At 65.3% G+C, this 21,324-nt stretch carries 18 protein-coding genes; 9 read left to right on the forward strand and 9 right to left on the reverse strand.

Annotated features, from left to right (window positions below; all coding sequences use genetic code 11):
* Window positions 1-560, reverse strand: a 560-nt coding sequence (locus UB31_RS01195) for an IS5/IS1182 family transposase (protein ID WP_045009489.1), incomplete at its 3' end; no start/stop codon positions are given.
* Between the two features lie 214 nt (window positions 561-774).
* Between UB31_RS01195 and UB31_RS01200 the strand changes: the two genes are divergently transcribed.
* Together UB31_RS01200 and UB31_RS01205 are read left to right on the forward strand one after the other, a co-directional pair.
* The gene (locus UB31_RS01200; RefSeq protein WP_045009510.1) at window positions 775-1,692 is read left to right on the forward strand and encodes an SDR family NAD(P)-dependent oxidoreductase; all 918 of its coding nucleotides are present in this window, start codon (window positions 775-777) and stop codon (window positions 1,690-1,692) included.
* Window positions 1,689-2,909, forward strand: coding sequence for a BaiN/RdsA family NAD(P)/FAD-dependent oxidoreductase (locus tag UB31_RS01205; protein ID WP_082078368.1), 1,221 nt, complete (start codon window positions 1,689-1,691; stop codon window positions 2,907-2,909). Before UB31_RS01200 ends, UB31_RS01205 begins: the two co-directional genes overlap by 4 nt.
* A 100-nt stretch (window positions 2,910-3,009) precedes the next feature.
* Here UB31_RS01205 and UB31_RS01210 read toward each other — a convergent pair whose 3' ends face one another.
* The 3 genes from UB31_RS01210 to UB31_RS01220 are packed head-to-tail and all read right to left on the reverse strand — an operon-like array spanning window position 3,010 to window position 6,404.
* Window positions 3,010-4,089, reverse strand: a complete 1,080-nt coding sequence (locus UB31_RS01210) for a D-TA family PLP-dependent enzyme (protein WP_045009512.1) — start codon at window positions 4,087-4,089, stop codon at window positions 3,010-3,012.
* 3 nt (window positions 4,090-4,092) lie between these two features.
* Window positions 4,093-5,898 carry an ABC-F family ATP-binding cassette domain-containing protein gene (locus tag UB31_RS01215; RefSeq protein ID WP_045009513.1) on the reverse strand — a complete coding sequence of 602 codons (1,806 nt, stop codon included), beginning with the start codon at window positions 5,896-5,898 and terminating at the stop codon, window positions 4,093-4,095.
* A gap of 8 nt (window positions 5,899-5,906) precedes the next feature.
* Window positions 5,907-6,404 (reverse strand): YaiI/YqxD family protein, encoded by a 498-nt coding sequence (locus UB31_RS01220; protein ID WP_045000530.1) that lies wholly within the window; start codon window positions 6,402-6,404, stop codon window positions 5,907-5,909.
* Window positions 6,405-6,559: 155 nt separating this feature from the next.
* Here UB31_RS01220 and UB31_RS01225 point away from each other — a divergent pair, with 155 nt between their 5' ends.
* On the forward strand, window positions 6,560-7,360 hold the full coding sequence (locus UB31_RS01225; RefSeq protein WP_045009514.1) for a hotdog family protein: 801 nt from the start codon (window positions 6,560-6,562) through the stop codon (window positions 7,358-7,360).
* A gap of 156 nt (window positions 7,361-7,516) precedes the next feature.
* Here the strand turns inward: UB31_RS01225 and UB31_RS01230 are convergent, their stop codons facing one another.
* Window positions 7,517-9,889: a xanthine dehydrogenase family protein molybdopterin-binding subunit gene (locus UB31_RS01230; RefSeq protein ID WP_045009515.1), complete on the reverse strand. Its 2,373-nt coding sequence runs from the start codon at window positions 9,887-9,889 to the stop codon at window positions 7,517-7,519.
* A gap of 212 nt (window positions 9,890-10,101) precedes the next feature.
* On the opposite strand from UB31_RS01230, the gene UB31_RS01235 reads away from it, so the two are divergent.
* Together UB31_RS01235 and UB31_RS01240 are read left to right on the forward strand one after the other, a co-directional pair.
* On the forward strand, window positions 10,102-11,175 hold the full coding sequence (locus UB31_RS01235) for a Ppx/GppA phosphatase family protein (protein ID WP_045009516.1): 1,074 nt from the start codon (window positions 10,102-10,104) through the stop codon (window positions 11,173-11,175).
* Window position 11,176: 1 nt separating this feature from the next.
* Complete coding sequence (locus UB31_RS01240; RefSeq protein WP_045009517.1) at window positions 11,177-11,863, forward strand: RlmE family RNA methyltransferase; 687 nt, start codon at window positions 11,177-11,179, stop codon at window positions 11,861-11,863.
* 155 nt (window positions 11,864-12,018) lie between these two features.
* Here UB31_RS01240 and UB31_RS01245 read toward each other — a convergent pair whose 3' ends face one another.
* Entirely contained in the window at window positions 12,019-13,509 is a 1,491-nt protein-coding gene (locus tag UB31_RS01245) for an MFS transporter (protein ID WP_045000520.1), read from the reverse strand.
* A 404-nt stretch (window positions 13,510-13,913) separates the two neighbouring features.
* Here UB31_RS01245 and guaB point away from each other — a divergent pair, with 404 nt between their 5' ends.
* Window positions 13,914-15,404 (forward strand): IMP dehydrogenase, encoded by a 1,491-nt coding sequence (gene guaB, locus UB31_RS01250; protein ID WP_045000518.1) that lies wholly within the window; start codon window positions 13,914-13,916, stop codon window positions 15,402-15,404.
* Window positions 15,405-15,416: 12 nt separating this feature from the next.
* Here the strand turns inward: guaB and UB31_RS01255 are convergent, their stop codons facing one another.
* The gene (locus UB31_RS01255; protein ID WP_245305929.1) at window positions 15,417-17,546 is read right to left on the reverse strand and encodes a methyl-accepting chemotaxis protein; all 2,130 of its coding nucleotides are present in this window, start codon (window positions 17,544-17,546) and stop codon (window positions 15,417-15,419) included.
* A 137-nt stretch (window positions 17,547-17,683) separates the two neighbouring features.
* Between UB31_RS01255 and curA the strand changes: the two genes are divergently transcribed.
* Entirely contained in the window at window positions 17,684-18,706 is a 1,023-nt protein-coding gene (gene curA, locus UB31_RS01260) for an NADPH-dependent curcumin/dihydrocurcumin reductase (RefSeq protein WP_082078373.1), read from the forward strand.
* A 151-nt stretch (window positions 18,707-18,857) separates the two neighbouring features.
* A complete protein-coding gene (locus UB31_RS01265) occupies window positions 18,858-19,169 on the forward strand; it encodes a hypothetical protein (RefSeq protein ID WP_082078374.1) in 312 nt (103 codons plus the stop codon).
* Between the two features lie 14 nt (window positions 19,170-19,183).
* Here the strand turns inward: UB31_RS01265 and UB31_RS01270 are convergent, their stop codons facing one another.
* Both UB31_RS01270 and UB31_RS01275 read right to left on the reverse strand, forming a co-directional pair.
* Window positions 19,184-20,026: a metallophosphoesterase family protein gene (locus UB31_RS01270; protein WP_045009520.1), complete on the reverse strand. Its 843-nt coding sequence runs from the start codon at window positions 20,024-20,026 to the stop codon at window positions 19,184-19,186.
* A gap of 68 nt (window positions 20,027-20,094) precedes the next feature.
* Window positions 20,095-20,730 carry an acriflavin resistance protein gene (locus UB31_RS01275; RefSeq protein WP_045009521.1) on the reverse strand — a complete coding sequence of 212 codons (636 nt, stop codon included), beginning with the start codon at window positions 20,728-20,730 and terminating at the stop codon, window positions 20,095-20,097.
* Between the two features lie 151 nt (window positions 20,731-20,881).
* Between UB31_RS01275 and UB31_RS01280 the strand changes: the two genes are divergently transcribed.
* On the forward strand, window positions 20,882-21,304 hold the full coding sequence (locus UB31_RS01280; RefSeq protein WP_045000510.1) for an MAPEG family protein: 423 nt from the start codon (window positions 20,882-20,884) through the stop codon (window positions 21,302-21,304).
* The last annotated feature ends 20 nt before the right edge of the window (window positions 21,305-21,324 follow it).

Below are 21,324 nucleotides of genomic sequence, written 5' to 3' on the forward strand. Positions count from 1 at the left end.
ATTTTATAGCCGAACACGCTCTTTTTGCCTTTCCGGCCCCAGCGAGCATCGCGATCCGCAGATGGTTTGGGTGGCGTATCCTCGCCATCCTTGCGTGCCTTGCGGGGCGGAGTGGCTCGTGCCGCGATTAACGAGGCGTCGACCAGCGTTCCCTGCTTGAGGATCAGCTTCTTGGCCTCCAACTGCCGATTGATCTCAGTGAAGATCTTCTCGATCAGACCGTCCTTGGCGAGTTCCTGCCGAAACCGCCACAATGTCGTGTGATCCGGGGTCTGATCGTGCAGGCTCAGACCAACAAAGCGGCGGAACGACAACCGGTCTGCAATGGCCGCTTCCAGCGCGGGATCAGACAGATTGTGCCAGATCCCGGCGAGCAAGCAGCGAAGCAAGACTTCCGCCGGATAGCTGCTGTTGCCGGCACCATCGCCGCCCCGCTTGCCAAGCAGCGAGCGCAGCGGCGCCCAATCCACAACAGCCTCCACCTCATCCAGGATGCTGCTTCGCGGTGCCCGAACCAGGCCATCCGCCAAGCTCATCTGACCGACATTGCGCTCAACCATGGCTCCCCTCGCTAGAATCAGCCATGATTCAAAGAATCACGTGCAGCCGATTATGCAAAGCCCTCCTTGCGGGAGAGGGTGGCGAAATCGAGCGGAGCGAGATGAAGCCGGGTGAGGGGTCTCTCTCCACACGCTCATCTGCTGAGACAGACCCCTCATCCGGCGCTTCGCGCCACCTTCTCCCACAAGGGGAGAAGGAAGAAAGGAAGCACTCATGGCAATCAGGTTTGACGGACGCGTCGCCATCGTCACCGGCGCGGGCAATGGCCTCGGACGGGCGCATGCGCTGGGATTGGCGAGCCGCGGCGCCAAGGTCGTGGTCAACGATTTCGGCGGCGCGCGCGACGGCAGCGGCGGCTCGCTCTCGCCGGCCGAAGCCGTGGTCGAGGAGATCCGCAAGGCCGGCGGCACCGCGATGGCCGATGGCGCCGACGTCTCGAATTTCGAGCAGGTCACCGCGATGGTTGAGCGCGCCACCAGGGAGTGGGGCAGCGTCGACCTGATGTGCGCCAATGCCGGCATTTTGCGCGACAAGTCGTTCGGCAAGATGGAAGCGGCCGATTTCCAGAAGGTGCTCGACGTGCATCTCGTCGGCACTTTCTATTGCTGCAAGGCAGCTTGGGCCGGCATGCGCGACCGCAACTACGGCCGCATCGTGCTGACGACGTCGTCCTCCGGCCTCTACGGCAATTTCGGCCAGGCCAATTACGGCGCGGCGAAGTCCGGCATGGTCGGGTTGATGAATGTGCTCGCGGAAGAAGGCCGCAAGACCAACATCCGCGTCAACATCATCTCGCCGACGGCGGCGACCCGCATGACTGAAGAGCTGCTGCCGCCGCAGGCGCTGCAACTGATGAAGCCGAACGCGATCACGCCCGCGGTCGAATATATGCTCAGCGAGGACGCGCCCACCCGCACCATCATGGGCGCCGGCGCAGGGTCCTTCGCCGTGATCAAGATTGTTGAGAGCGAGGGCATCAACCTGCCGGAGGCCGAATGGACGCCGGATGCGGTCGCCGCGCATTTTGCCGAGATCAGCGACATGTCGAAGGCCAAGGCGCTGACGGGCGCGTTCGAGCAGACACAGAAATACGTCGCACAGGCCGCGGCGCGCGCGGGAGTTAAGCTCTGACGGACGTCGCCGTCATCGGCGCCGGTCCCGCCGGGTTGATGGCGGCCGAGGTGCTGGCGCAGGGCGGCGCCCGCGTCACCGTCTACGACGCCATGCCGTCCGCGGGTCGCAAATTCCTGATGGCTGGCCGCGGCGGTCTCAATCTTACCCACAGCGAACCCCTGCCGCAGTTCTTTGCGCGCTATCGCGAGGCCGCACCAAAGCTGAAAGACGCGATCGAGGCATTTCCGCCCGATGCGTTGCGCGCCTGGAGCGAGGCGCTGGGTGAGCCGACCTTCGTCGGCTCCAGCGGCCGTGTGTTTCCAAAAGCGTTCAAGGCCTCGCCCTTGCTGCGCGCCTGGCTTCGCCGGCTCGATGCCGCCGGGGTCCGCTTTGCCTTTCGTCATCGCTGGACCGGCTGGGACGAGCAGGGGCGGCTAAGATTTCAAACAGCCGATGGCATGCTTGCCATCGCCACCAAGGCAACGGTGCTTGCACTCGGCGGCGCAAGCTGGCCGCGGCTGGGCTCCGATGGCGCATGGATCGATTATCTCGCTGCGAGGGGCGTTGCCATTTCAAAACTGCGGCCGGCGAATTCCGGTTTCACGGTCGCATGGTCCGATGTGTTCCGTGATCGTTTCGAGGGCCAGCCGCTCAAGGGCGTGGCGTTGACGATCGGTGCGCACACGGTGCGCGGCGAAGCCATGATCACCCGCAGCGGCATCGAGGGCGGCGCGATCTATGCGCTGTCGTCGGAGCTGCGCGAGGCGGTGCTGAGTGTCGGGCAGGCGCGGCTTACGATCGCATTGCGGCCCGACCTCGACGTCGCCATGCTGACGACGCGTCTATCGGGCACGCGCGGCAAGCAATCACTCGCAAATTTCCTGCGCAAGGCTGCGCAAGTGTCGCCGGTCGGCATCGGCCTGATGCAAGAGGCCGCCATCGCATCCGGCCGGCCGCTGGCCTCGTTCTCACCGGCCGATCTCGCAGAGCTGATCAATGGGATTCCGGTTCAGCTCACCGGCGTCGCGCCGATCGCCCGCGCGATCTCGACCGCAGGCGGAGTGACGTTCGGCGAGATCGACGAAGACTTCATGATCCACAAACTGCCCGGCGTTTTCGCCGCCGGCGAGATGCTGGACTGGGAGGCGCCAACCGGCGGCTATCTGTTGCAAGCGTCGTTCGCGACGGGGGCCGCTGCGGGCAGGGGTGTTTTGGCGTGGCTAGCCAAATCGTAGGGTGGGCAAAGGCGCGAAGCGCCGTGCCCACCATGTCACCGCTTGTGTTGATCGCGATGGTGGGCACGCTTCGCTTTGCCCACCCTACGAGAGCGCATCCTTACCGCAGCTTCCCCCGCGCCGCCACCGGCAGCGTGCCGATGATCTCCTCGCCGCGCACCATCACGACCTCGTCCATCATGTTGACGACGACGCAAACATGATTGGGCACGATGCGCACGACATCGCCGACATTCGGCCGCGTGTTGCTGCGGGACAAGTCGAGGAAGCCGTGCTCCTCGGCGAAGCGCGCGATCTTGGCTTCGGGGTGCTCGAGGATCAGGCCGTGGCCATCGAGGCCGCCGGTGTCCGTTGTCAGCGTCTTCGAGCCGGCGTCGAGGATTCCGCGCTCGGGCGCGGCGCGGCTCACCACCGTCGAGTAGATGTGCAGCGCGCAGTCGTCCCAGGTGGCGGAGCCAGCGGCGACCTGCATGCGGTCGTTGTAGATATAGGTGCCGAAGCGATGCTCGGTGCCGCCCTTGAGCTTGCCGATATTGACGAGGTTCGGTGTGCCGCCGGTGGAGACGATTTTTGCATCGAGCCCGTGCGCGCGCACGCCGGCGAGCGCCTCGTCGTAAAACTTCTGCGCGTCGGCCCAGCCGGTCTCTGTCGGATACAGCATGAAGCCGGCGAACTCGAGTCCCTTGGACCCGGCGATCTCGCGCGCCAATGCAATCGCCTCGGCCGGCGTCTCGACGCCCGCGCGCTTGCGGCCTGTGTCGCATTCAACGACGACGGACAGCGGTCGGCCTGAAGCGGCCGCAGCCTTGGGCAGGCCGGCGACGACGGTCGAATTGTCGGCGGCCACCGTCATGTTGGCCTTGGCTTGCAGCGCACCGAGCCGCGCCATCTTCTCTTCTCCCAGCAGATTGTAGCTGATCAGGATGTCGTCGATGCCGGCATTGGCCATGATCTCGGCCTCGCCGAGTTTCTGGCAGGTGATGCCCTTGGCGCCGCCCGCGACCTGCATCTTCGCGATCGTCGGGTTCTTGTGCGTCTTGATGTGCGGCCGGTTGGCGACACCGGCGTCGTCGCAGGCCTTCTGAATCCGCGCGATGTTGCGCTCGACCTTGTCCATGTCGATGACGGCGCAGGGCGTGCCGTATTCGCGGGCGATCTTAGCGGCGAGGGGAGTTGTCATGGGTTAAGCCTGTTCTATCTCTTCGCGGAGCACTTCGAGCTCCAGCCATTTGTCCTCGGCCTCGGCCAATTCCTTTTGCGCCTTCGTCAGAGCGTCAGAGGCCTGGTCGAAGCGCTTGCGATCCTTGCGGAAGAGATCGGGGTCGTCAAGGAAGCGCTGCTGCTTGGCGATTTCGGATTGCAGCTTGGCGATGGTCTTGGGCAGCGTCTCCAGCGCATGCTGCTCGTTGAAGGTCAGTCGTCGTTTGGTCACTCTGGAAGGCGTCACTGACCGTGACTCTCTCTTCTCTTCGGCGGCCTTCGCCGTCGCGCGCTTCACGTCGGCGCCGCGCTGGGACAGCATGTCGGTGTAACCGCCGGCATATTCGAGCCAGCGTCCGTTGCCCTCGGGCACGATCACCGACGTCACCACGCGGTCGAGAAAATCGCGATCATGGCTGATCAGAATCACCGTGCCCTCGTAGTCGCCGAGCATTTCCTCGAGGACGTCGAGGGTCTCGAGGTCGAGGTCGTTGGTCGGCTCGTCCAGCACCAGCAGGTTGGAGGGCTTTGCCAGCGCGCGTGCCAGCATGAGCCGGCCACGCTCGCCCCCGGAAAGCACCTCCAGCGGCGTGCGCATCTGTTCCTGGGCGAACAAAAAGTCCTTCATGTAGCTGACGACATGCTTCGGCTTGCCGCCGACCATGACATGGTCGCCGCGACCGCCGGTCAGCGCCTCGGCCAGCGTCGACTTGGGATCGAGACTTTCGCGATGCTGGTCGAGCGTCGCCATCTCGATGTTGGCACCGAGGCGGATGCTGCCGCTGTCCGGTGCGGTGCCGCCGGTCAGCATCTCGATCAGCGTGGTCTTACCGGCGCCGTTCGGGCCGACGATGCCGATGCGGTCGCCGCGCTGGACTCGGATCGAGAAGCCGTCGACGATCTTTCGCTCGCCATAGGACCGGCTGATATTCTTGGCCTCAATGACGAGTTTGCCGGACTTGTCGGCTTCGGCGGCCGCGAGGTTGGCGTTGCCCGTCGCGCCGCGATAGTCGCGCCGCTGGTCGCGCAGCGCGTGAAGATTGCCGAGCCGCTTGACGTTGCGCTTGCGGCGGCCCGAGACGCCGTAGCGCAACCAGTGCTCCTCGTTGACGATCTTGCGGTCGAGCTTGTGCTGGTCGCGCTCTTCTTCCGCGAGCACCTCATCGCGCCAGGCCTCAAAGGCACTAAAGCCGCGGTCGATCTGCCGGATCTGGCCGCGGTCGAGCCAGGCGGTGCTGCGAGACAGGTTGGACAGGAAGCGCCGATCGTGGCTGATGATCACCAGCGCGCAGCGGCGGCTCTCCAGTTCGCCCTCCAGCCATTCGATGGTCGGAAGATCCAGATGGTTGGTCGGCTCGTCCAGTAGCAGGATATCGGGTGAGGGCGCGAGCACGCGCGCCAGCGCGGCGCGGCGCGCTTCGCCGCCGGAGACATGCGCCGGATCTTCTTCGCCGCTGAGACCGAGCTGTTCGATCAAATAGCGCGCCTGATAGTGATCGTCGCCGGCATTGAGGCCAGCCTCGACATACGCCAGCGTGGTGGAGAAGCCGGAAAAATCCGGCTCCTGCGGCAGGTAGCGGATGGTGGCGCCGGGCTGCACGAAACGGCTTCCGCCATCCGGTTCGACCAGGCCGGCGGCGATCTTGAGCAGCGTCGATTTGCCGGAACCGTTGCGGCCGATCAGGCAGACGCGCTCGCCGTTCGAAACCGACAGCTCGACGCCCGCCAGGAGCGGCGTGCCGCCAAAGGTCAGCTTGATATCGCGTAGTTGAATCAGCGGTGGCGCCATGCGGTGTCTCAGTCCTGTCTTGTTGCGGCCTGGTCGGCGCTGCGGCGCTGGATGCGGCGGATGGTTTGGTCGAGCATCGACAGGAACGTCGAGCGGTCGCGCGGTGCAAACGATCGCGGACCGCCGGTCACTTCGCCGGCAGAGCGCAAATCCGTCATCAAATTGCGCACCGCGAGCGTCATCCCGATCGACTCCTCCGTGAAAGGTTTTCCATTCGGCGCGATCACGTCGGCGCCGGTCTTCACGCAACGGCTTGCGAGCGGGATATCCGCGGTGATGACGATATCGCCGGGCCCGGCGCGTTCGGCGATCCAGTCGTCGGCCGCATCCATGCCGGCGCCGGCCGCGATGCGCTCGATCAGGGGATCCTGGGGTACGCGGATGAAATTGCCCGCGACCACGCTCACGGGCAAGCCGTGCCGGCCGGCGACGCGATAAATCTCGTCCTTGACCGGACAGGCGTCGGCGTCGACATAGATGCGAGTGGTGCTGAGAGGGTTCGTCATTGTCCGTAAATGGGGCATGCGAAGCGGTTCCGCAGCACGCGCGTGGTACCCCATTCGGGCGCCAAATGCGAGGGGATTGACCCCGGTTCCTCAGGGCCTACGATCGGCCTCGAAATAACAAGAATACAGGGCAAGAACTTAGGGAAAGCGCAGCCATGCCGAACCGGCTCGAAACCTACCGCGTCGAGGCCTACAACACCGCCAAGCAGTCCGAAAACAAGATGCATGACCACACGGTGGCGCGCCGCTTCGGCTTTTCCGGCGGGCTGGTCCCGGGCGTCGATGTCTTCGCCTACATGATGCATGTGCCGGTCGCCCGTTGGGGCCGCGATTTCCTGTCGCGCGGGCTGATCGAGGCGCGGTTCACCAAGCCGGTCTATGACGGCGAGACCGCCGATGTCGATGCGACCGAGCACAACGGCCTGCTCACGATCGAGGTGTTCAGCCGCAGCGAGCTCTGCGCCACAGGCACGGCCACGCTCCCGGAGACGGCATCCGCGGTGTCGCTGAGCGACTATGTCGAGGTATCGCCGGTCGCCGACCGCAAGCCGGTCAGCCCGGCCATCTTCGAGGTCGGCAAATGGCTCGGCACGATGCCGCGCCGCTGGGCCGGGCAGGACGCGTCTGGCTATCTCGCCGACATCCGGGAAGCCGATCCGATCTTTGCGCGAGAGGGGCTCGGCCATCCCGGCCTGATCCAGCGCGTCATGAACCGCGTGCTGGTCGACAACACCATTCTGGGCCCGTGGATTCACGTCGGCAGCCGCATGCAATTGCTGTCGCCGGCGCAGGCGGGCGACGAGATCACCGCGCGGGCAAAAGTCACCGCGAACTACGAGAAAAAGGGCCACCGCTTCGTCGAGCTCGAAGCGCTGGTCGTCGCCAACGGCACGACGCCGCTCGCGCACTGCCAGCACATCGCGATCTACCAGCCGCGCGAGCAGGCGGCGGCGTAGGGAAGGGGCACAGCGCGTCATTCGCTGTCATTCCCCGCGAAGGCGGGGAATCCAGTACGCCGCGGCCTCGCGGTCTATCACAAATGTCTCGGAGTACTGGATCGCCCGCCTTCGCGGGCGATGACAGCTACTGTTGTCGAAGCGGAAGAGCGCCCCTTACGCCGCCTTGCCTTTCGCGTCCTGGATCGCGCGCCAGACGCGCTCCGGCGTCAGCGGCATGTCGATGTGCTTGATGCCGCACTCGGAGAGTGCATCGATCACCGCGTTCACCACGGTCGACAGGCTGCCGGCGCAGCCGGCTTCGCCGCAGCCCTTGGTGCCCAAGGGATTGCTCTTGGCCGGCACCGGATGGTCGCCGACCGCCATGAACGGCACGTCCTCGGCGCGGGGCAGGGCGTAGTCCATCAGCGAGCCCGTGATCGGCTGGCCGCTCTCGTCGTAGCGGACGTGCTCCATCAGCGCTTGTCCAATGCCCTGGACGACGCCGCCATGGAGCTGACCCTCGACCAGCAGCGGATTGATCACGGTGCCGAAATCGTTCACCGCGCTGTAGCGCACGATCTGCACCACGCCGGTGTCAGGGTCGACCTCGACCTCGGCGACGTGGCAGCCGTTCGGAAAGGCCGACGGTACCGGCTCGCTGGTGTGGTCGACGTCGAGGCTGTCAGGCACGCCGTCCGGCGTCTTGCCGTCATGCAGGCGTTTGGCCAGCTCCATGATGTCGATGCTGCGGTCGGTGCCGGCGATGGTAAAACTGCCGTCGGCGAATTCGATGTCGGCCTCGGAGGCTTCCAGCATGTGCGCGGCGGCGCGCTTGCCTTTTTCGATCACGAGTTTCGAGGATTCCACGATGGCCTGTCCGGTCGCCGTGATCGAGCGCGAGCCGCCGGTGCCGTTGCCGGTGTGGACGATGTCGCTGTCGCCCTGCACGAGCTTGACGCTCTCGAAGGGCACGCCGAGCTGCGCGCACAGCACCTGCGCGAACGGCGTGGCGTGGCCCTGGCCGTAGTCGAGCGTGCCGGTGATGAGCTGCACGCTGCCATCGGGATCGAACACGATCTTGCCGAGCTCGGGGCTCGGCGGCGCTGTGACCTCGAGATAGGAGCCGACCGCGATGCCGCGCAGCTTGCCGGCCTTCTTGCTCTCTTTCCGGCGCTTGGCGAAATTCTCGTGGTCGGAGATGTCCAGCGCCTTGTTGAACACCGCCTGGAAATCGCCGCTGTCATAGGTGACGCCTGATGAGGCCGGGAACGGCATCTGATTCGGCTTGATGAAGTTGCGCTTGCGCAGGGTCAGCCGGTTGATGCCCATCTCGTCGGCGGCACGGTCGATCAGCCGCTCCATGTAGTAGTTGGCTTCGGGCCGGCCGGCGCCGCGATAGGCGCCCATCAGCGTGGTGTTGGTCAAAACCGTCTTGATGTCGACGCCCATCAGCGGCGTGCGGTAGACGCTGGAAAAGTTCTTGCCGGTGTTGAGCGAGAGCGGCCCCGGCGAAACACCGGTGATGTAGGCGCCGAGATTGCCATAGCCCGAGAGCTTTGCCGCGAGGAAATGGCCGTCGGCATCGAGCGCGAGCTCGGCATGAATTTTTTGCGCACGGCCGTGGCTGTCGGAGAGGAAGCTGGTCGAGCGCTCGTCGAGCCACTTCACCGGACGTCCCAGTTCCTTCGCCGCGTACAGGATGCACATGTATTCGGGATAGTTGACGTTCTTCATGCCGAAGGAGCCGCCGACATTGGCGGTGAGAATCCGCACCTTCTCGTTCGGCACCTTCAGGTTCTTGGCGAGATTGGCGCGGTTGCCGGCGACACCCTGCGTCGGCATTTGGATGGTGTAACGCTCGGTGGTCTTGTCGTAGGAGGCAAGACCTACGCGCGGCTCCATCGAGACCACGGCGACGCGGGTGTTCTCGATGTCGACCTTGGTGACATGGGCGGCGCTGGCAAAGGCCGCGTTCACCTTCTCCATGTCGCCATAGTGGTAGTCGAGCGCGACGTTGTTCGGGATGTGGTCGTAAAGAAGCGGCGCGCCGGGCCGGGCGGCTTCCTCGGGGTCCGTCACCGCCGGCAGCGGCTCGATATCGACCTCGACCGCCTCGGCTGCGTCACGTGCCTGCGCCAGCGTTGCCGCCACCACGAAGGCGATGGGATCGCCGACGAAGCGGACCTTGTCGGTCGCGAGCGGCTGGCGGTTGGTCTGGAGCAGGGGCGAGCCGTCGCGGCTCTTCAGCGGCAGGCCGCAGGTGAAGGGGCCGTAGCCGGCCGCATCGAGGTCTTTGCCCGTCCACGCGCCGAGCACGCCCGGCATCGCCCTGGCGGCGTCGGTGTTGAGGCTACGGATGATTCCATGGGCATGGGTCGAGCGGACGACCACGGCATAGGCCTGGCCGGGCAGGTTGAAATCGTCGGTATAGCGGCCCTTGCCGCGTACCAGCGTGTCGTCCTCCTTGCGGCGGACCGGCTGCCCGACGCCGTACTTTTGCAGTGCAATAGCGTTTTCGAGCGTGGAGGATTTGGTGTGTTCTTGCATGGAAATGACCTGAAAGGCCGGCAATTGCGCGTTTTGTGGGCGCCCTGGGGCAACCGGGTCCCTTCAAATAACCCACCGACCCGTTCACGACAACGCACGAATGGACATGGTCCCATGTGATGCGTTGTTGCGCAGGGCTGACGCGCTGCTAATGTTTCAGGCGAAAAAGCAATTCCAGATCGGCCCAACCGGCCGCGGAAAGACAGTTTTGTATGAATGACCACACGCGGCTCCGCGACGGCCTTGCGCCGCACGGTGAGCTCGAGGGGTCGATGGCGGCGGTGGCGTTGGCCCCCGAACCGGCCGTCGTCGCGCAAGCGCCGGGAACCGGCGTCTACGCGGCGCTGGACCTCGGCACCAACAATTGCAGGCTCCTGATCGCCTGTCCGACCAGCGACGGCTTTCGCGTGGTCGATTCCTTTTCGCGCATCATCCGGCTCGGCGAGGGCGTCTCGGCGACCGGATGCATCAGCGAGGCCGCGATCGAGCGCGCCATCGTCGCGCTCAGCATCTGCCGCGACAAGATCAATCTGCGCAAAGCACGAAGGCTGCGGCTGATCGCCACCGAAGCCTGCCGCGCGGCCTCGAACGCGGAAGGCTTCCGCAGCCGCGTCGCGGCCGAGACCGGGATTGAGCTCGAGGTCATCAACCGCGAGACCGAGGCGGCCCTCGCCGTGCTCGGCTGCTCGCCGCTGGTCGATCCGAGGGGACGGGGCGCGATCCTGTTCGACATCGGCGGCGGCTCGACCGAGCTGGTGCGGATCGAACGCGATCCCACGAATCCGGAACCGCGGATCAAAGCCTGGATGTCGATCCCGCTCGGCGTGGTGACGCTGGCCGAACAGTTCGGCGGCCGCGACGTGACGCCGGAGATCTATGCTGCGATGGAGCAGGAGGTCGCCAACCATGTCGCGCCGTTCGCGCAAGCTCACGGCGGCGATCTCACCGACATGCATCTGCTCGGCACCTCCGGCACGGTGACGACGCTCGCCGGAATCCATCTCAACCTCGCGCGCTATGACCGCCGCCGCATCGACAGCATCTGGATGAACGATACCGACATCACCGCGACCATCAGCAAGCTGCTCGGCATGAGCTATGAGGAGCGCGCCAACAACAGCTGCATCAGCATCGAGCGGGCCGACCTCGTGCTGGCCGGCTGCGCCATTCTCGATGCGATCCGCCGCGCCTTTCCGCTGCCACGCCTGCGCGTCGCCGACCGGGGCCTGCGCGAAGGCATGCTGGTCGAGATGATGCGCGAGGACGGCGCGCTCAGGAGCTGGTGAGATGGCCAAGGACACCACCGGCCGCTTGCACGTCCAGGTCAAGACCGGCGGCAAGCGCAAATTGTCGTCAAAGCTCTGGCTGGAGCGGCAACTCAACGATCCCTATGTCGTCAAGGCCAAGGCGCTCGGCTATCGCTCGCGCGCCGCGTTCAAGCTGCTTGAGATCGACGACAAATACCGCCTGCTGAAGCACGGCATGGCTGTGGTCGATCTTGGTGCTGCGCCGGGCGGCTGGAGCCAGATCGCGGCCAAGCGCGTCGGCTCGATCGACGGCAAGGGCAAGGTCGTCGCGATCGACCTGCTGGACATGCCCGAGATTGCCGGCGTCGACTTCGCGCAGCTCGACTTTATGGACAACGACGCTCCGGAGAAGCTCAACGCCATGCTCGGCGGCGGCGCCGACGTCGTGATGTCCGACATGGCCGCCAACACCACCGGTCACCGCAAGACCGACCAGCTCCGCATCGTCGGCCTGATCGAGACCGCAGCCGCGTTTGCCTGCGACGTGCTCAAGCCCGGCGGGACGTTCCTGGCCAAAGCGTTCCAGAGCGGCGCCGACGCCGAGCTGCTCGCCCAGCTCAAGCGCGATTTCGCGAGCGTGCGCCATGTGAAGCCGGCCGCCAGCCGGGCGGATTCGTCCGAGCGCTACGTGCTCGCGACGGGATTTCGGGGCGAGGTGAAGACATAACCGCCGTCGTCCCGGCGAAGGCCGGGACCCATAACCCCAGAGAGCAGTTGTTGCACGAGAACGGTAACTCCGAGTCCCTGTAACCACATCCGTCGTTGGCTATGGGTCCCGGCCTTCGCCGGGACGACAGCCAGTGTGTTGCGCCGTTTGCGTAACTACCCCAGCCGCTGATCCCGCGCGTCCTGCGTATCCTCCGCCGCCGCCTTGACGGCCGCACTCGCCGCGCTTTTGGCTGCGCCCTTGCGGCTGGAGATCTCCACCGCCTTGCGGCCGGAAATCTCGTGGCCGGCGTCGTCGGGCATCTGCCAGAAGAACCAGCTCGACGCCGCCGAGGTCAGCGCGACCACCACGAAGGCCGGCGCGAACACGGTGGCATTGAGCTCGCTGACATGGCTGAGCCACATCGTCGTCTCCACCGACGCAGCGCCGACGGCGACGCCGGCCGAGACCGCGAGCTGCTGGTTGACGCTGACGAGCGTGGTGGCACGGCTCATCTGCGGCGGCTCGACCTCGGCATAGGCCACCGTGTTGATCGCGGTGAACTCCAGCGAGCGGAAGAAGCCGCCGACCACCAGGATGACCAAGATGATCAGCAGCGGCGTCGTCACCGTGAACAGCGCGCAGACGCCGAGGAAGAACGCGCTGATGATCGCGTTCACCGTCATCAGATTGCGGAAACCGAAGGTGCGGATGATCCGCGCGGCCAGCGTCTTCATGCCCATCGCACCGAGCGAGGAGCCGAAGGTGACGAGGCCGGAATGGAACGGCGACAGACCGAAGCCGATCTGCATCAGCAGCGGCAGCAGGAACGGCAGCGCACCGATGCCGAGACGGAACAGGAATCCCCCGAGAACGGCTGCGCGCAGCGTGGCGAGGTTCAGCAGCGAGAAGTCGAGCACCGGCGATCCCGTTCGCCGCGCGTGAAGCACATAGAGCGTCATCGCGATCGATCCGCCCACGACCAGTGCGGCGATCGTGCTCCAGGGCAGCAGATTGAGACCGGCGACCGACAGTCCGAACGCGATGCCGGCAAGCCCGAGGCCTGCGAGCACCATGCCGTAGAGATCGAACGGCTCCGGCTCCTCGCTCTTGATGGGATCGATGAAGCGGAGCGCCATGAAGATGCCGAGCAGCCCGATCGGAATGTTGATCAGGAAGATCCAGTGCCACGACGCGTAAGTCGTGATGAAGCCGCCGAGCGGCGGACCGATCACGGGACCTATCATGGCCGGGACCGTCACCCAGGCCATCGCATTGACCAGCGCGCTCTTGTCGACCGAGCGCAGCAACACCAGGCGCCCGACCGGCGTCATCATCGCCCCGCCCATGCCCTGCAGGATGCGCGCGAACACGAAGTCGGTGACGGAGGTCGAGAGGGCGCAGCCGACCGAGCCGACCATGAAGACGCCGACGGCGATCGCGAACACCATGCGCGCGCCGAAGCGGTCGGCGGTCCAGCCGCTCGCCGGGATGAACACCGCAAGCGACAGCAGGTAGGAGGTGATCGCGAGCTTGAGCGTCAGCGGGCTCGTGCCGATATCGGCCGCGATCGCCGGCAGCGAGGTGGCGATCACCGTCGAGTCCATGTTCTCCATGAACAGAGCAGTGGCTACGATCAGCGGAATGACGCGTTGCTTGTCGACCATGACGGATTGGTAATGAAAATCGGAAGGAGGGGTGGAATTGCGGCTTATCACCGCCGCCCGGCGGGGACCATTGCGGATCGACGCATAGCACCTAAATCCTGCGCTCGCTCCCCCGTCATTCCAGGGCGCGCCTCTTGGCGCGAGCCCGGAATCCATTGGGCCCGGAGGCCGCTACGGAATGACAATGGGTGGCCCGCCGCCGGGCTTTCCACGCTGAATTTACGTAAAAAGCCTGTGCATGGCTGGCCAGCGATCCGAATTGCTTTGATTCGTCATCCGGCCGTGCTATCGACCCGCGTCAACCCCACCGATGGGCTCCGATTCTCCGGCGATGCCGCAAGGCACGCCGCAGGCGGCGCTCATCCATAGCTATTTGCGGCATCGCCGCAGGAAGGAGTTGGCATATGGCCACGGTGCAACAAGGCATTCGCGAAGCCTTTACATTCGACGACGTGCTGTTGAAGCCGGGCCTGTCGGACGTCATGCCGGGCGAGGTCGACATCCGCTCCCGCGTCACCCGCGCCATTCCGCTCAACATCCCGATCATGGCCTCCGCCATGGACACCGTCACTGAGGCCCGCATGGCGATCGCCATGGCGCAGGCCGGCGGCATCGGCGTCATCCATCGCAATTTCGATCCCGAAGGACAGGCCGCCCAGGTGCGGCAGGTCAAGAGATTCGAGTCGGGCATGGTGGTGAATCCGCTCACCATCAGCCCTGAAGCGACGCTCGACGACGCGCTCAAGCTGATGAGCGATCACGGCATCTCCGGCATTCCCGTCGTCACCGGCGCGGCCAAGTCCATACCGGGCAAGCTGGTCGGCATCCTCACCAACCGCGACGTGCGGTTTGCGACCAATCGTCAGCAAAAAATCTCCGAGCTGATGACGCACGAAAATCTCGTCACGGTGCGCGAAAATGTCAGCCAGGACGAAGCCCGGCGATTGCTGCATCAGCACCGCATCGAAAAGCTGCTGGTCGTCGACGAGCAGTATCGCTGCGTCGGCCTGATCACCGTGAAGGACATGGAGAAGGCGGTCGCCCATCCGCTCGCCTGCAAGGACGCGCAGGGCCGCCTGCGCGTTGCCGCCGCGACCACCGTCGGCGATACCGGCTTCGAGCGTACCGAGCGGCTGATCGATGCCGGCGTCGATCTCGTCGTCGTCGACACCGCGCACGGCCATTCCCGCCACGTGCTTCACGCCGTGAACCGCATCAAGCGTCTCTCCAATTCGGTACAGGTCGTCGCCGGCAACGTCGCGACTGCGGAAGGTACGCAGGCGCTGATCGACGCGGGCGCCGATTGCATCAAGGTCGGCATCGGCCCGGGCTCGATCTGCACCACGCGCATCGTCGCCGGCGTCGGCGTGCCGCAACTCACCGCGATCATGGATGCGGTCGAGGCGGCGAAGAAGGCCGACATTCCCGTCATCGCCGACGGCGGCATCAAGTTCTCCGGCGATCTCGCCAAGGCGCTCGCCGCCGGCGCCGACATCGCCATGGTCGGCTCGCTGCTCGCCGGCACCGACGAGACGCCCGGCGAAGTGTTTCTGTGGCAGGGCCGCTCCTACAAGGCTTATCGCGGCATGGGCTCAGTCGGCGCGATGGCGCGGGGATCTGCCGACCGCTACTTCCAGCAGGACATCAAGGACACGCTCAAGCTCGTGCCTGAAGGCATCGAGGGCCAGGTGCCCTACAAGGGCCCGGTCGGCAACGTCATGCACCAGCTCGCAGGCGGCCTGCGCGCCGCGATGGGTTATGTCGGTGCCCGCGACCTTACCGAGCTGCACAACAAGGCGCAGTTCGTCCGCATCACCGGCGCGGGCCTGCGCGAAAGCCACGTCCACGACGTGACCATCACGCGTGAGGCCCCGAACTATCCGGGCGGGGGTTAGTCCCGCGCAGCCTCAGGCCGCGCGCACGGCCTCGAGAAATTTCCCGACCTCTAGCTTGAGGCGGCTCGAGTCCGAGGCGAGCAATTGGGCGGCGGTCAGCACTTGGGACGAGGCCGAGCCGGTCTGGCTGGCGCCCTGCTGGACGTCGTTGATGTTGGCGGAGACCTGCTGGGTGCCGTGCGCTGCCTGCTGAACGTTTCGTGCAATTTCCTGCGTGGCTGCGCCCTGTTGCTCGACGGCTGCGGCAATCGTCGAGGAGATTTCCGACAGTCTCCCGATCGTCTCGCTGATCGCCCTGATGGCGCCGACGGACTCCTGCGTCGCGGTTTGGACACTTCCGATCTGTTGATGGATTTCCTCGGTCGCCTTCGCGGTCTGCTGTGCCAGCGCCTTTACCTCCGAAGCGACCACCGCGAAGCCGCGGCCGGCATCGCCGGCGCGCGCGGCCTCGATGGTCGCGTTCAGCGCCAGCAGATTTGTCTGGCCTGCAATCGAGTTGATGAGCTCGATGACGTCGCCGATCCGGCTGGCCGCCTGCGACAGTTCGCCGACGCGTTCATTGGTGCGGCGAGCTTGCTCGACGGCATCGCCGGCCACGCGCGCTGATTCCTGGACCTGCCGGCTGATCTCGTTGACCGACGATGTGAGCTCTTCAGTCGCGGAAGCGACCGATTGCACGTTGGCGGATGCCTCCTCGGACGCAGCCGCGACGGCCGTCGTCAGTGTCTGCGAGCGATCGGCTGTCGTGTTCAAGGTGCCTGCCGAACCCTCGAGCTTGGTGGCTGCCGACGACACTGTGCTCACGATCTCGCCGATCACGGTCTCGAAATCGCGCGTGATGACGTTGACGCGGCGGCCGCGCTCGATCTGCGCTTCGGCGTTACGGGCAGCATCCTCGTCGGCGAGCTTTTTCGCGACCAGCGCGTCCTTGAAGATCTGCAACGTATTGGCCATGGTGCCGATCTCGTCCTTGCGATGGCCGTCGGGGATTGCAACGTCGAGTTCGCCGTCGGCAAGCCGCAGCGTCGCTCCGGTCAGCCGCACCAGCGGACCGATCACCTGGCGCATCACGGCGATGACGACGGCGACCGAGGCGATCAGCACGACCAGCAGGGCCGTGAGCGCCCAGGTCAGCCGCATTTGCGCCTGTGCAATCGCAGCGTCGTTGGCCTCGTGAGCAAAGGCCAAGGCGGCGTCCCGCAGACCCAGCACGCTGTTCAGGACACGACTGATCCAGCCGGGCCACTCGGCCTCGCTGACCGGGCAGGGGCGGCCCTCGCGGGCTGCTGCGACCACCTCCCGGAACCGCGGCTCCGCTTCAGTGATCATTGTCGTGCGCACCTGGCTGAAGACGGTCACCAGCGCCGGCGCATCTCCGGCATTGTGAACTCCCTGCTCGATCTGCTTCCAGATCAGCGCGATCTGGCCGGTCAACTCGGTCACGTCGACGCGCTGGGCCGGCGACAAGGGCTGATTGCGGGCGAACAGGCCGAGCACGGCGGCGCGTGCGCCATTGATGGCGCGCATGCTCTGCGCACTTTGCGCCAGTTCCGCCGACGGCAGGAGATTCTCGATGTCGCTGCCGGTGTGCGACAGGCTGATCAATGCTTCGCTTGTCGCCGCAGTGAGAGCGTCGACGGCGCGCGCAAGTCCATCCACGATCGCCGTCTGGCTGTCGGCGGGGCGTTGCTGCTTGGGCAGGACCACCGCCTGGCGTCCGGCGCTGCGAGTCTGCAGCAACGCCTGTTCGGCTGCTTCGATCGACCTGGCTGGCAGCTCCGCCGCGCGAACGGCCGCCTTGGCTACGCTGATGGCGGTATCCGTGTTGGCGATGGTCTTGTCGAGGGCGGACAGCTTCTCGGGTGTGGCTGGGTCGGCCGGGGTCGCAACCGCGAACCAAGCGGTACGTTCGACCGGAATGAGGCTGTTGGCCTTCATGATCAGCTCGAAGGCGGTCAGTGAGCGCGCGGCCGCCTCTCGGCTACGCAGATCGCCCCATCCGCCCCAGGCGACCGCCCCGGCGAAGGCTACGGCCAGGAGGCTCGTGATCAGATTGCCTGCCAGGACGCGCCAGCGCAGGCTGATACCGCCCTTCGCGCCGATCTTGGAGGAATGTTCAGACGGCAGGGAAAGCTCTGGCACCGGATAGGCTCTTTGGTCGTGAAATCGTTGCGTAATTTTAGTTCGCAATCGCGACCAAAGCCTTAATTGACCGAGAGTTTGCTTCGGCGCGACGCTCCTCCTAAATCATGGCGATAACCAATCTGGAGGAAGCCATCATGTCCCAAGGCAAACGCATCGTTCTCGCCGCACGTCCCGTCGGCGAGCCAAAGTCATCTGATTTTCGCCTGGAGGAATTCGCGATTCCCTCGCCCGGCGCAGGCGAGGTCCTGCTGCGGACGGTCTGGCTGTCGCTCGATCCCTATATGCGCGGCCGCATGAGCGACGGTCCGTCCTATGCGACGCCGGTGCCGGTCGGAGGTGTGATGGAAGCCGGCACGGTGTGCGAGGTCGCGGCCTCCAGCAATCCGAACTTCGCCAAGGGCGACATCGTGCTCTCGCGCGCGGGATGGCAGACGCATGCGATCTCGGACGGCAAGGGGCTCGCGAAGGTCGATCCAAAACTTGCGCCGATCTCAACCGCCGTCGGCGTGCTCGGCATGCCCGGCATGACCGCCTATACGGGCCTGCTCGACATCGGCAAGCCGCAAGCGGGCGAGACGGTTGTCGTCGCCGGCGCGTCCGGCGCAGTCGGCTCGGCCGTGGGCCAGATCGCGAAGGTCAAGGGCGCACGCGCGGTCGGCATTGCCGGCGGCAAGGACAAGTGTGACTACGTCGTGAAGGAGCTCGGCTTCGATGCCTGCATCGACCACCGCGATCCCGATCTGGCGGCGAAGCTGAAGGACGCCTGCCCGAAGGGCATCGACGTCTATTTCGAGAATGTCGGCGGCGCCGTGTTCGAGGCGGTGTTCCCGCTGCTCAATGCGTTCGCCCGCGTGCCGGTCTGCGGCCTGATCGCCCATTACAACGACACCGAGGCCAAGCCGCCGAAATGGGCGGCGTCGATGATGCGCGCGACCCTGACCAAGCGGCTGACCTTCCGTGGCTTCATCGTCTCGGATTTCGCCGCCCGCCATGGCGACTTCCTGCGCGACATGTCCGGCTGGGTCCGCGACGGCAAGGTGAAGTACAAGGAGTTCGTCACCGAGGGCCTGGAGAGCGCGCCCGGCGCCTTCATGGGCCTCCTGAAGGGCGCCAATTTCGGCAAGCAGTTGGTCCGGGTCGGACCGGACAAGGCTTGATCCGCCACTCCCGGCCCTCTCGGGGGCTGGGAATGGTTAACAAAGAGTGACCGATCGGCCACACCCGCCCGTAAAAGCCGCAGGTGTGACCGTCGGTTCATTGACCGATCGGCGAAGGCATTGAATCATTGCGCATATTTCAGGTGCGATGATGTTAGAGATTGTTGTTTTCTGCGTAATCCTGCTGGCTGCCGGTTATTGGGCGACCATGTTTCTCATGGGTCGTCGCGACGACGTCATCCATGGCAAGTTCGTTCACGCCGACCACGAGGGTGCGTTCACGCAGCCCGCGATGCCTGCGCCGACGCCGCCATTTCCGAAACGTCCGGTCAAGGCTGCGCAGCCTGCCAATGTCGAGCTTGCCAATGTTCAGCCTGTAAAGGCTGAGGCGAAGCCGGTGAACAGCGAGGCGCTGCAATCCTTGCTCGCTGCGATCCAGCAGGATCTGAAGAGCGTCGCCTGACGATCGTCGCGAGGCTAGTGCTCGCCGCCCATCTGGGCGAACAGCTCTTCGATATCGATGTCGGCCTGGCCCGCCGCCCTGAGGTGGCGGACCTCGAGACTGTCGGGCTGGAAGCGGTACTCGACGAGGCCCGTTTCCTTGATCGCGATCCGGTCCTGGCGTGAATCGTTGATCTTGAAGCCGGCCGACGGCGCCCAGACGTGGCGCGTGTGGCGATAGGTGAAGTCGCGACGCTGATGCACGTGACCGCTGGCGATGAGGCGCAGATCGACATCCGCAAACATCTCGATCAGCCGTGCCCGCGCCGGCTGCGGCACATAGCGGATTGAGGTCTCCGGCGTTTCAACATCGTTGGGCAGGTTGAGAAACATCGGCTTGTGCAGGAACAGCGCGACCGGTTTGCCGTTCGTGCGCGATATCTCCGCGGCCAGCCAGTCGAATTGCTCGGCCTCGAAGGCGAGCCCTGAATTCATCACCAGCGAGTTGAGGCCGATGAAGCGCCAGCCGGCGGCCTCGAACGACCAATGATCTTCGCCGATGATCTCGCAAAATTGCTGGCGGTGCGTCTCGCGGACCGGCGGCTTGGGCGCAGGCCCGAGTGCAGTCGGATTGTCGCCGATGTCGTGATTGCCCGGCAAGTAGCGGCAGGCAACGGGCAGGGCGTCATGCAGGCTCTTGGCGAATTCGACATCGTCGCGGCTGGTCGGCCCGTCGAAGGAGACATCACCTGTGTTGATGACGAGATCGGGTCTGTTGGCGTCGATATGCGCGCTGACGCGGTGGAAGTTCGCGACCAGGCCGGGAAAGCGCCGGCCGAGATGGGTGTCGGAAATCTGCGTCAGGCGAAATTCGGACATGGGCAAAGGGTAGCCCGGCCAGGCGTCGGTACGATGACGACGCGCGCACGTCCGCGATCGAACAAAGTTTAAAGCACGCGATAGCGGATCGTGTAGGCATCTTGCGGCGCGACGTCGCCGGCGAGCGGCGAGGCGATGCGATCGGCGAGATGCCAGGGGCCGAATTGCTCGGAGCGATGCGGCTCGGCGGGCAGGCGCAGGCGGAATTCGAACGTGCCTTTTCTCGGCAGGTTTACGACCAGCATCCGGTCGGCGGTGCGGTAGTTGAGTGCGACCGCGCCGCGCAGCAGCGCGCGGCCGTCGGCGAGGTCCCTGACACCGTCGACCAGAGCCAGGGTCTGGTTGCGGTCGGTGTGCAGCTCGATCTGGGTGTCAGACGCCGTCGTCAAGGTCTCGCGCGGCATCCGGATCTCGAACTCGACCGCGGGCTTGGTCGGGTTGAGGCCGAGATAGGCGAGCGCGGCGTGACGCATGTCGTAGGCGGCAAAGGCGAACAGCGCGGCCGCGGCGAGTGCCGCCAGGCCGTGCCTGAGCATGTCACGCCAGGTCCGGTAGGCCATGCGGAAATAGACCGTCAGCGTCAGGGCGACCGCGAGCGCCGCCGCAACGCCGGCCAGCGCCGACATCAGGATGCCGAGCTGACCGTCAGCGGATTCGGTCAGCAAGCCGATCATGCTGGCGATCTGGCTGAAGAGGGTGTTCATGGCGGCGTCTCGTCAGGCCCGAAAGGCCGAAATCGCTTTAACTATCGATATTTGGTCGCGAGAGCGGGAACGCCGGTTCAAGTCGCTGATTGTCAGGGCCAGGAGTCGCGGCTAATGACGGCCGGCGACGCTTTGTCCGCGGGAAAATCCAATGTCCGTTCAAATGGTTTTGCTGCCGGTCTTCGTGCAGATCGGGCTCACCTTCGCGCTCCTGATCGGCATGGTGTTCGGGCGCCGGCAGGCGCTGGTCTCGGGCGAGACCAAGAGCCGCGACATTGCGCTCGGCGAACCGAACTGGCCGAAGGGCGCCACACAAATCGCCAATTGCTACCGCAACCAGTTCGAGCTGCCGGTGCTGTTCTACGCCCTGATCGCGCTGGCACTGCCGCTCCGCCATGCCGACCTCTTCATCGTGCTGATGTCCTGGGTGTTCGTGGTGACGCGCTTTGCCCATGCCGGCATCTTCGTCACCGAGAACAATCTCGGCCGGCGCTCGTCGGTCTGGCTTGCCGGCGTGCTGGTGCTGCTGGCGATGTGGATCTACTTCGCACTCAAGATTTTGTTGCTGATCTAGGCGCTTGCTCGCCGATCCTG

The organism is Bradyrhizobium sp. LTSP849, assembly GCF_000938255.1.
Taxonomy (GTDB): Bacteria; Pseudomonadota; Alphaproteobacteria; order Rhizobiales; family Xanthobacteraceae; genus Bradyrhizobium.

Coding starts and splice junctions, on each gene's coding strand:
- UB31_RS01220 (WP_045000530.1), bottom strand. CDS start 6,404: ATGACGAACCCTCTCAGCACCACTCGCATCTATGTCGACGCCGACGCC.
- UB31_RS01245 (WP_045000520.1), bottom strand. CDS start 13,509: ATGGTCGACAAGCAACGCGTCATTCCGCTGATCGTAGCCACTGCTCTG.
- curA (WP_082078373.1), top strand. CDS start 17,684: ATGTCCCAAGGCAAACGCATCGTTCTCGCCGCACGTCCCGTCGGCGAG.
- UB31_RS01230 (WP_045009515.1), bottom strand. CDS start 9,889: ATGCAAGAACACACCAAATCCTCCACGCTCGAAAACGCTATTGCACTG.
- UB31_RS01200 (WP_045009510.1), top strand. CDS start 775: ATGGCAATCAGGTTTGACGGACGCGTCGCCATCGTCACCGGCGCGGGC.
- UB31_RS01280 (WP_045000510.1), top strand. CDS start 20,882: ATGTCCGTTCAAATGGTTTTGCTGCCGGTCTTCGTGCAGATCGGGCTC.
- UB31_RS01270 (WP_045009520.1), bottom strand. CDS start 20,026: ATGTCCGAATTTCGCCTGACGCAGATTTCCGACACCCATCTCGGCCGG.
- UB31_RS01265 (WP_082078374.1), top strand. CDS start 18,858: ATGTTAGAGATTGTTGTTTTCTGCGTAATCCTGCTGGCTGCCGGTTAT.
- guaB (WP_045000518.1), top strand. CDS start 13,914: ATGGCCACGGTGCAACAAGGCATTCGCGAAGCCTTTACATTCGACGAC.
- UB31_RS01275 (WP_045009521.1), bottom strand. CDS start 20,730: ATGAACACCCTCTTCAGCCAGATCGCCAGCATGATCGGCTTGCTGACC.
- UB31_RS01210 (WP_045009512.1), bottom strand. CDS start 4,089: ATGACAACTCCCCTCGCCGCTAAGATCGCCCGCGAATACGGCACGCCC.
- UB31_RS01235 (WP_045009516.1), top strand. CDS start 10,102: ATGAATGACCACACGCGGCTCCGCGACGGCCTTGCGCCGCACGGTGAG.
- UB31_RS01225 (WP_045009514.1), top strand. CDS start 6,560: ATGCCGAACCGGCTCGAAACCTACCGCGTCGAGGCCTACAACACCGCC.
- UB31_RS01215 (WP_045009513.1), bottom strand. CDS start 5,898: ATGGCGCCACCGCTGATTCAACTACGCGATATCAAGCTGACCTTTGGC.
- UB31_RS01240 (WP_045009517.1), top strand. CDS start 11,177: ATGGCCAAGGACACCACCGGCCGCTTGCACGTCCAGGTCAAGACCGGC.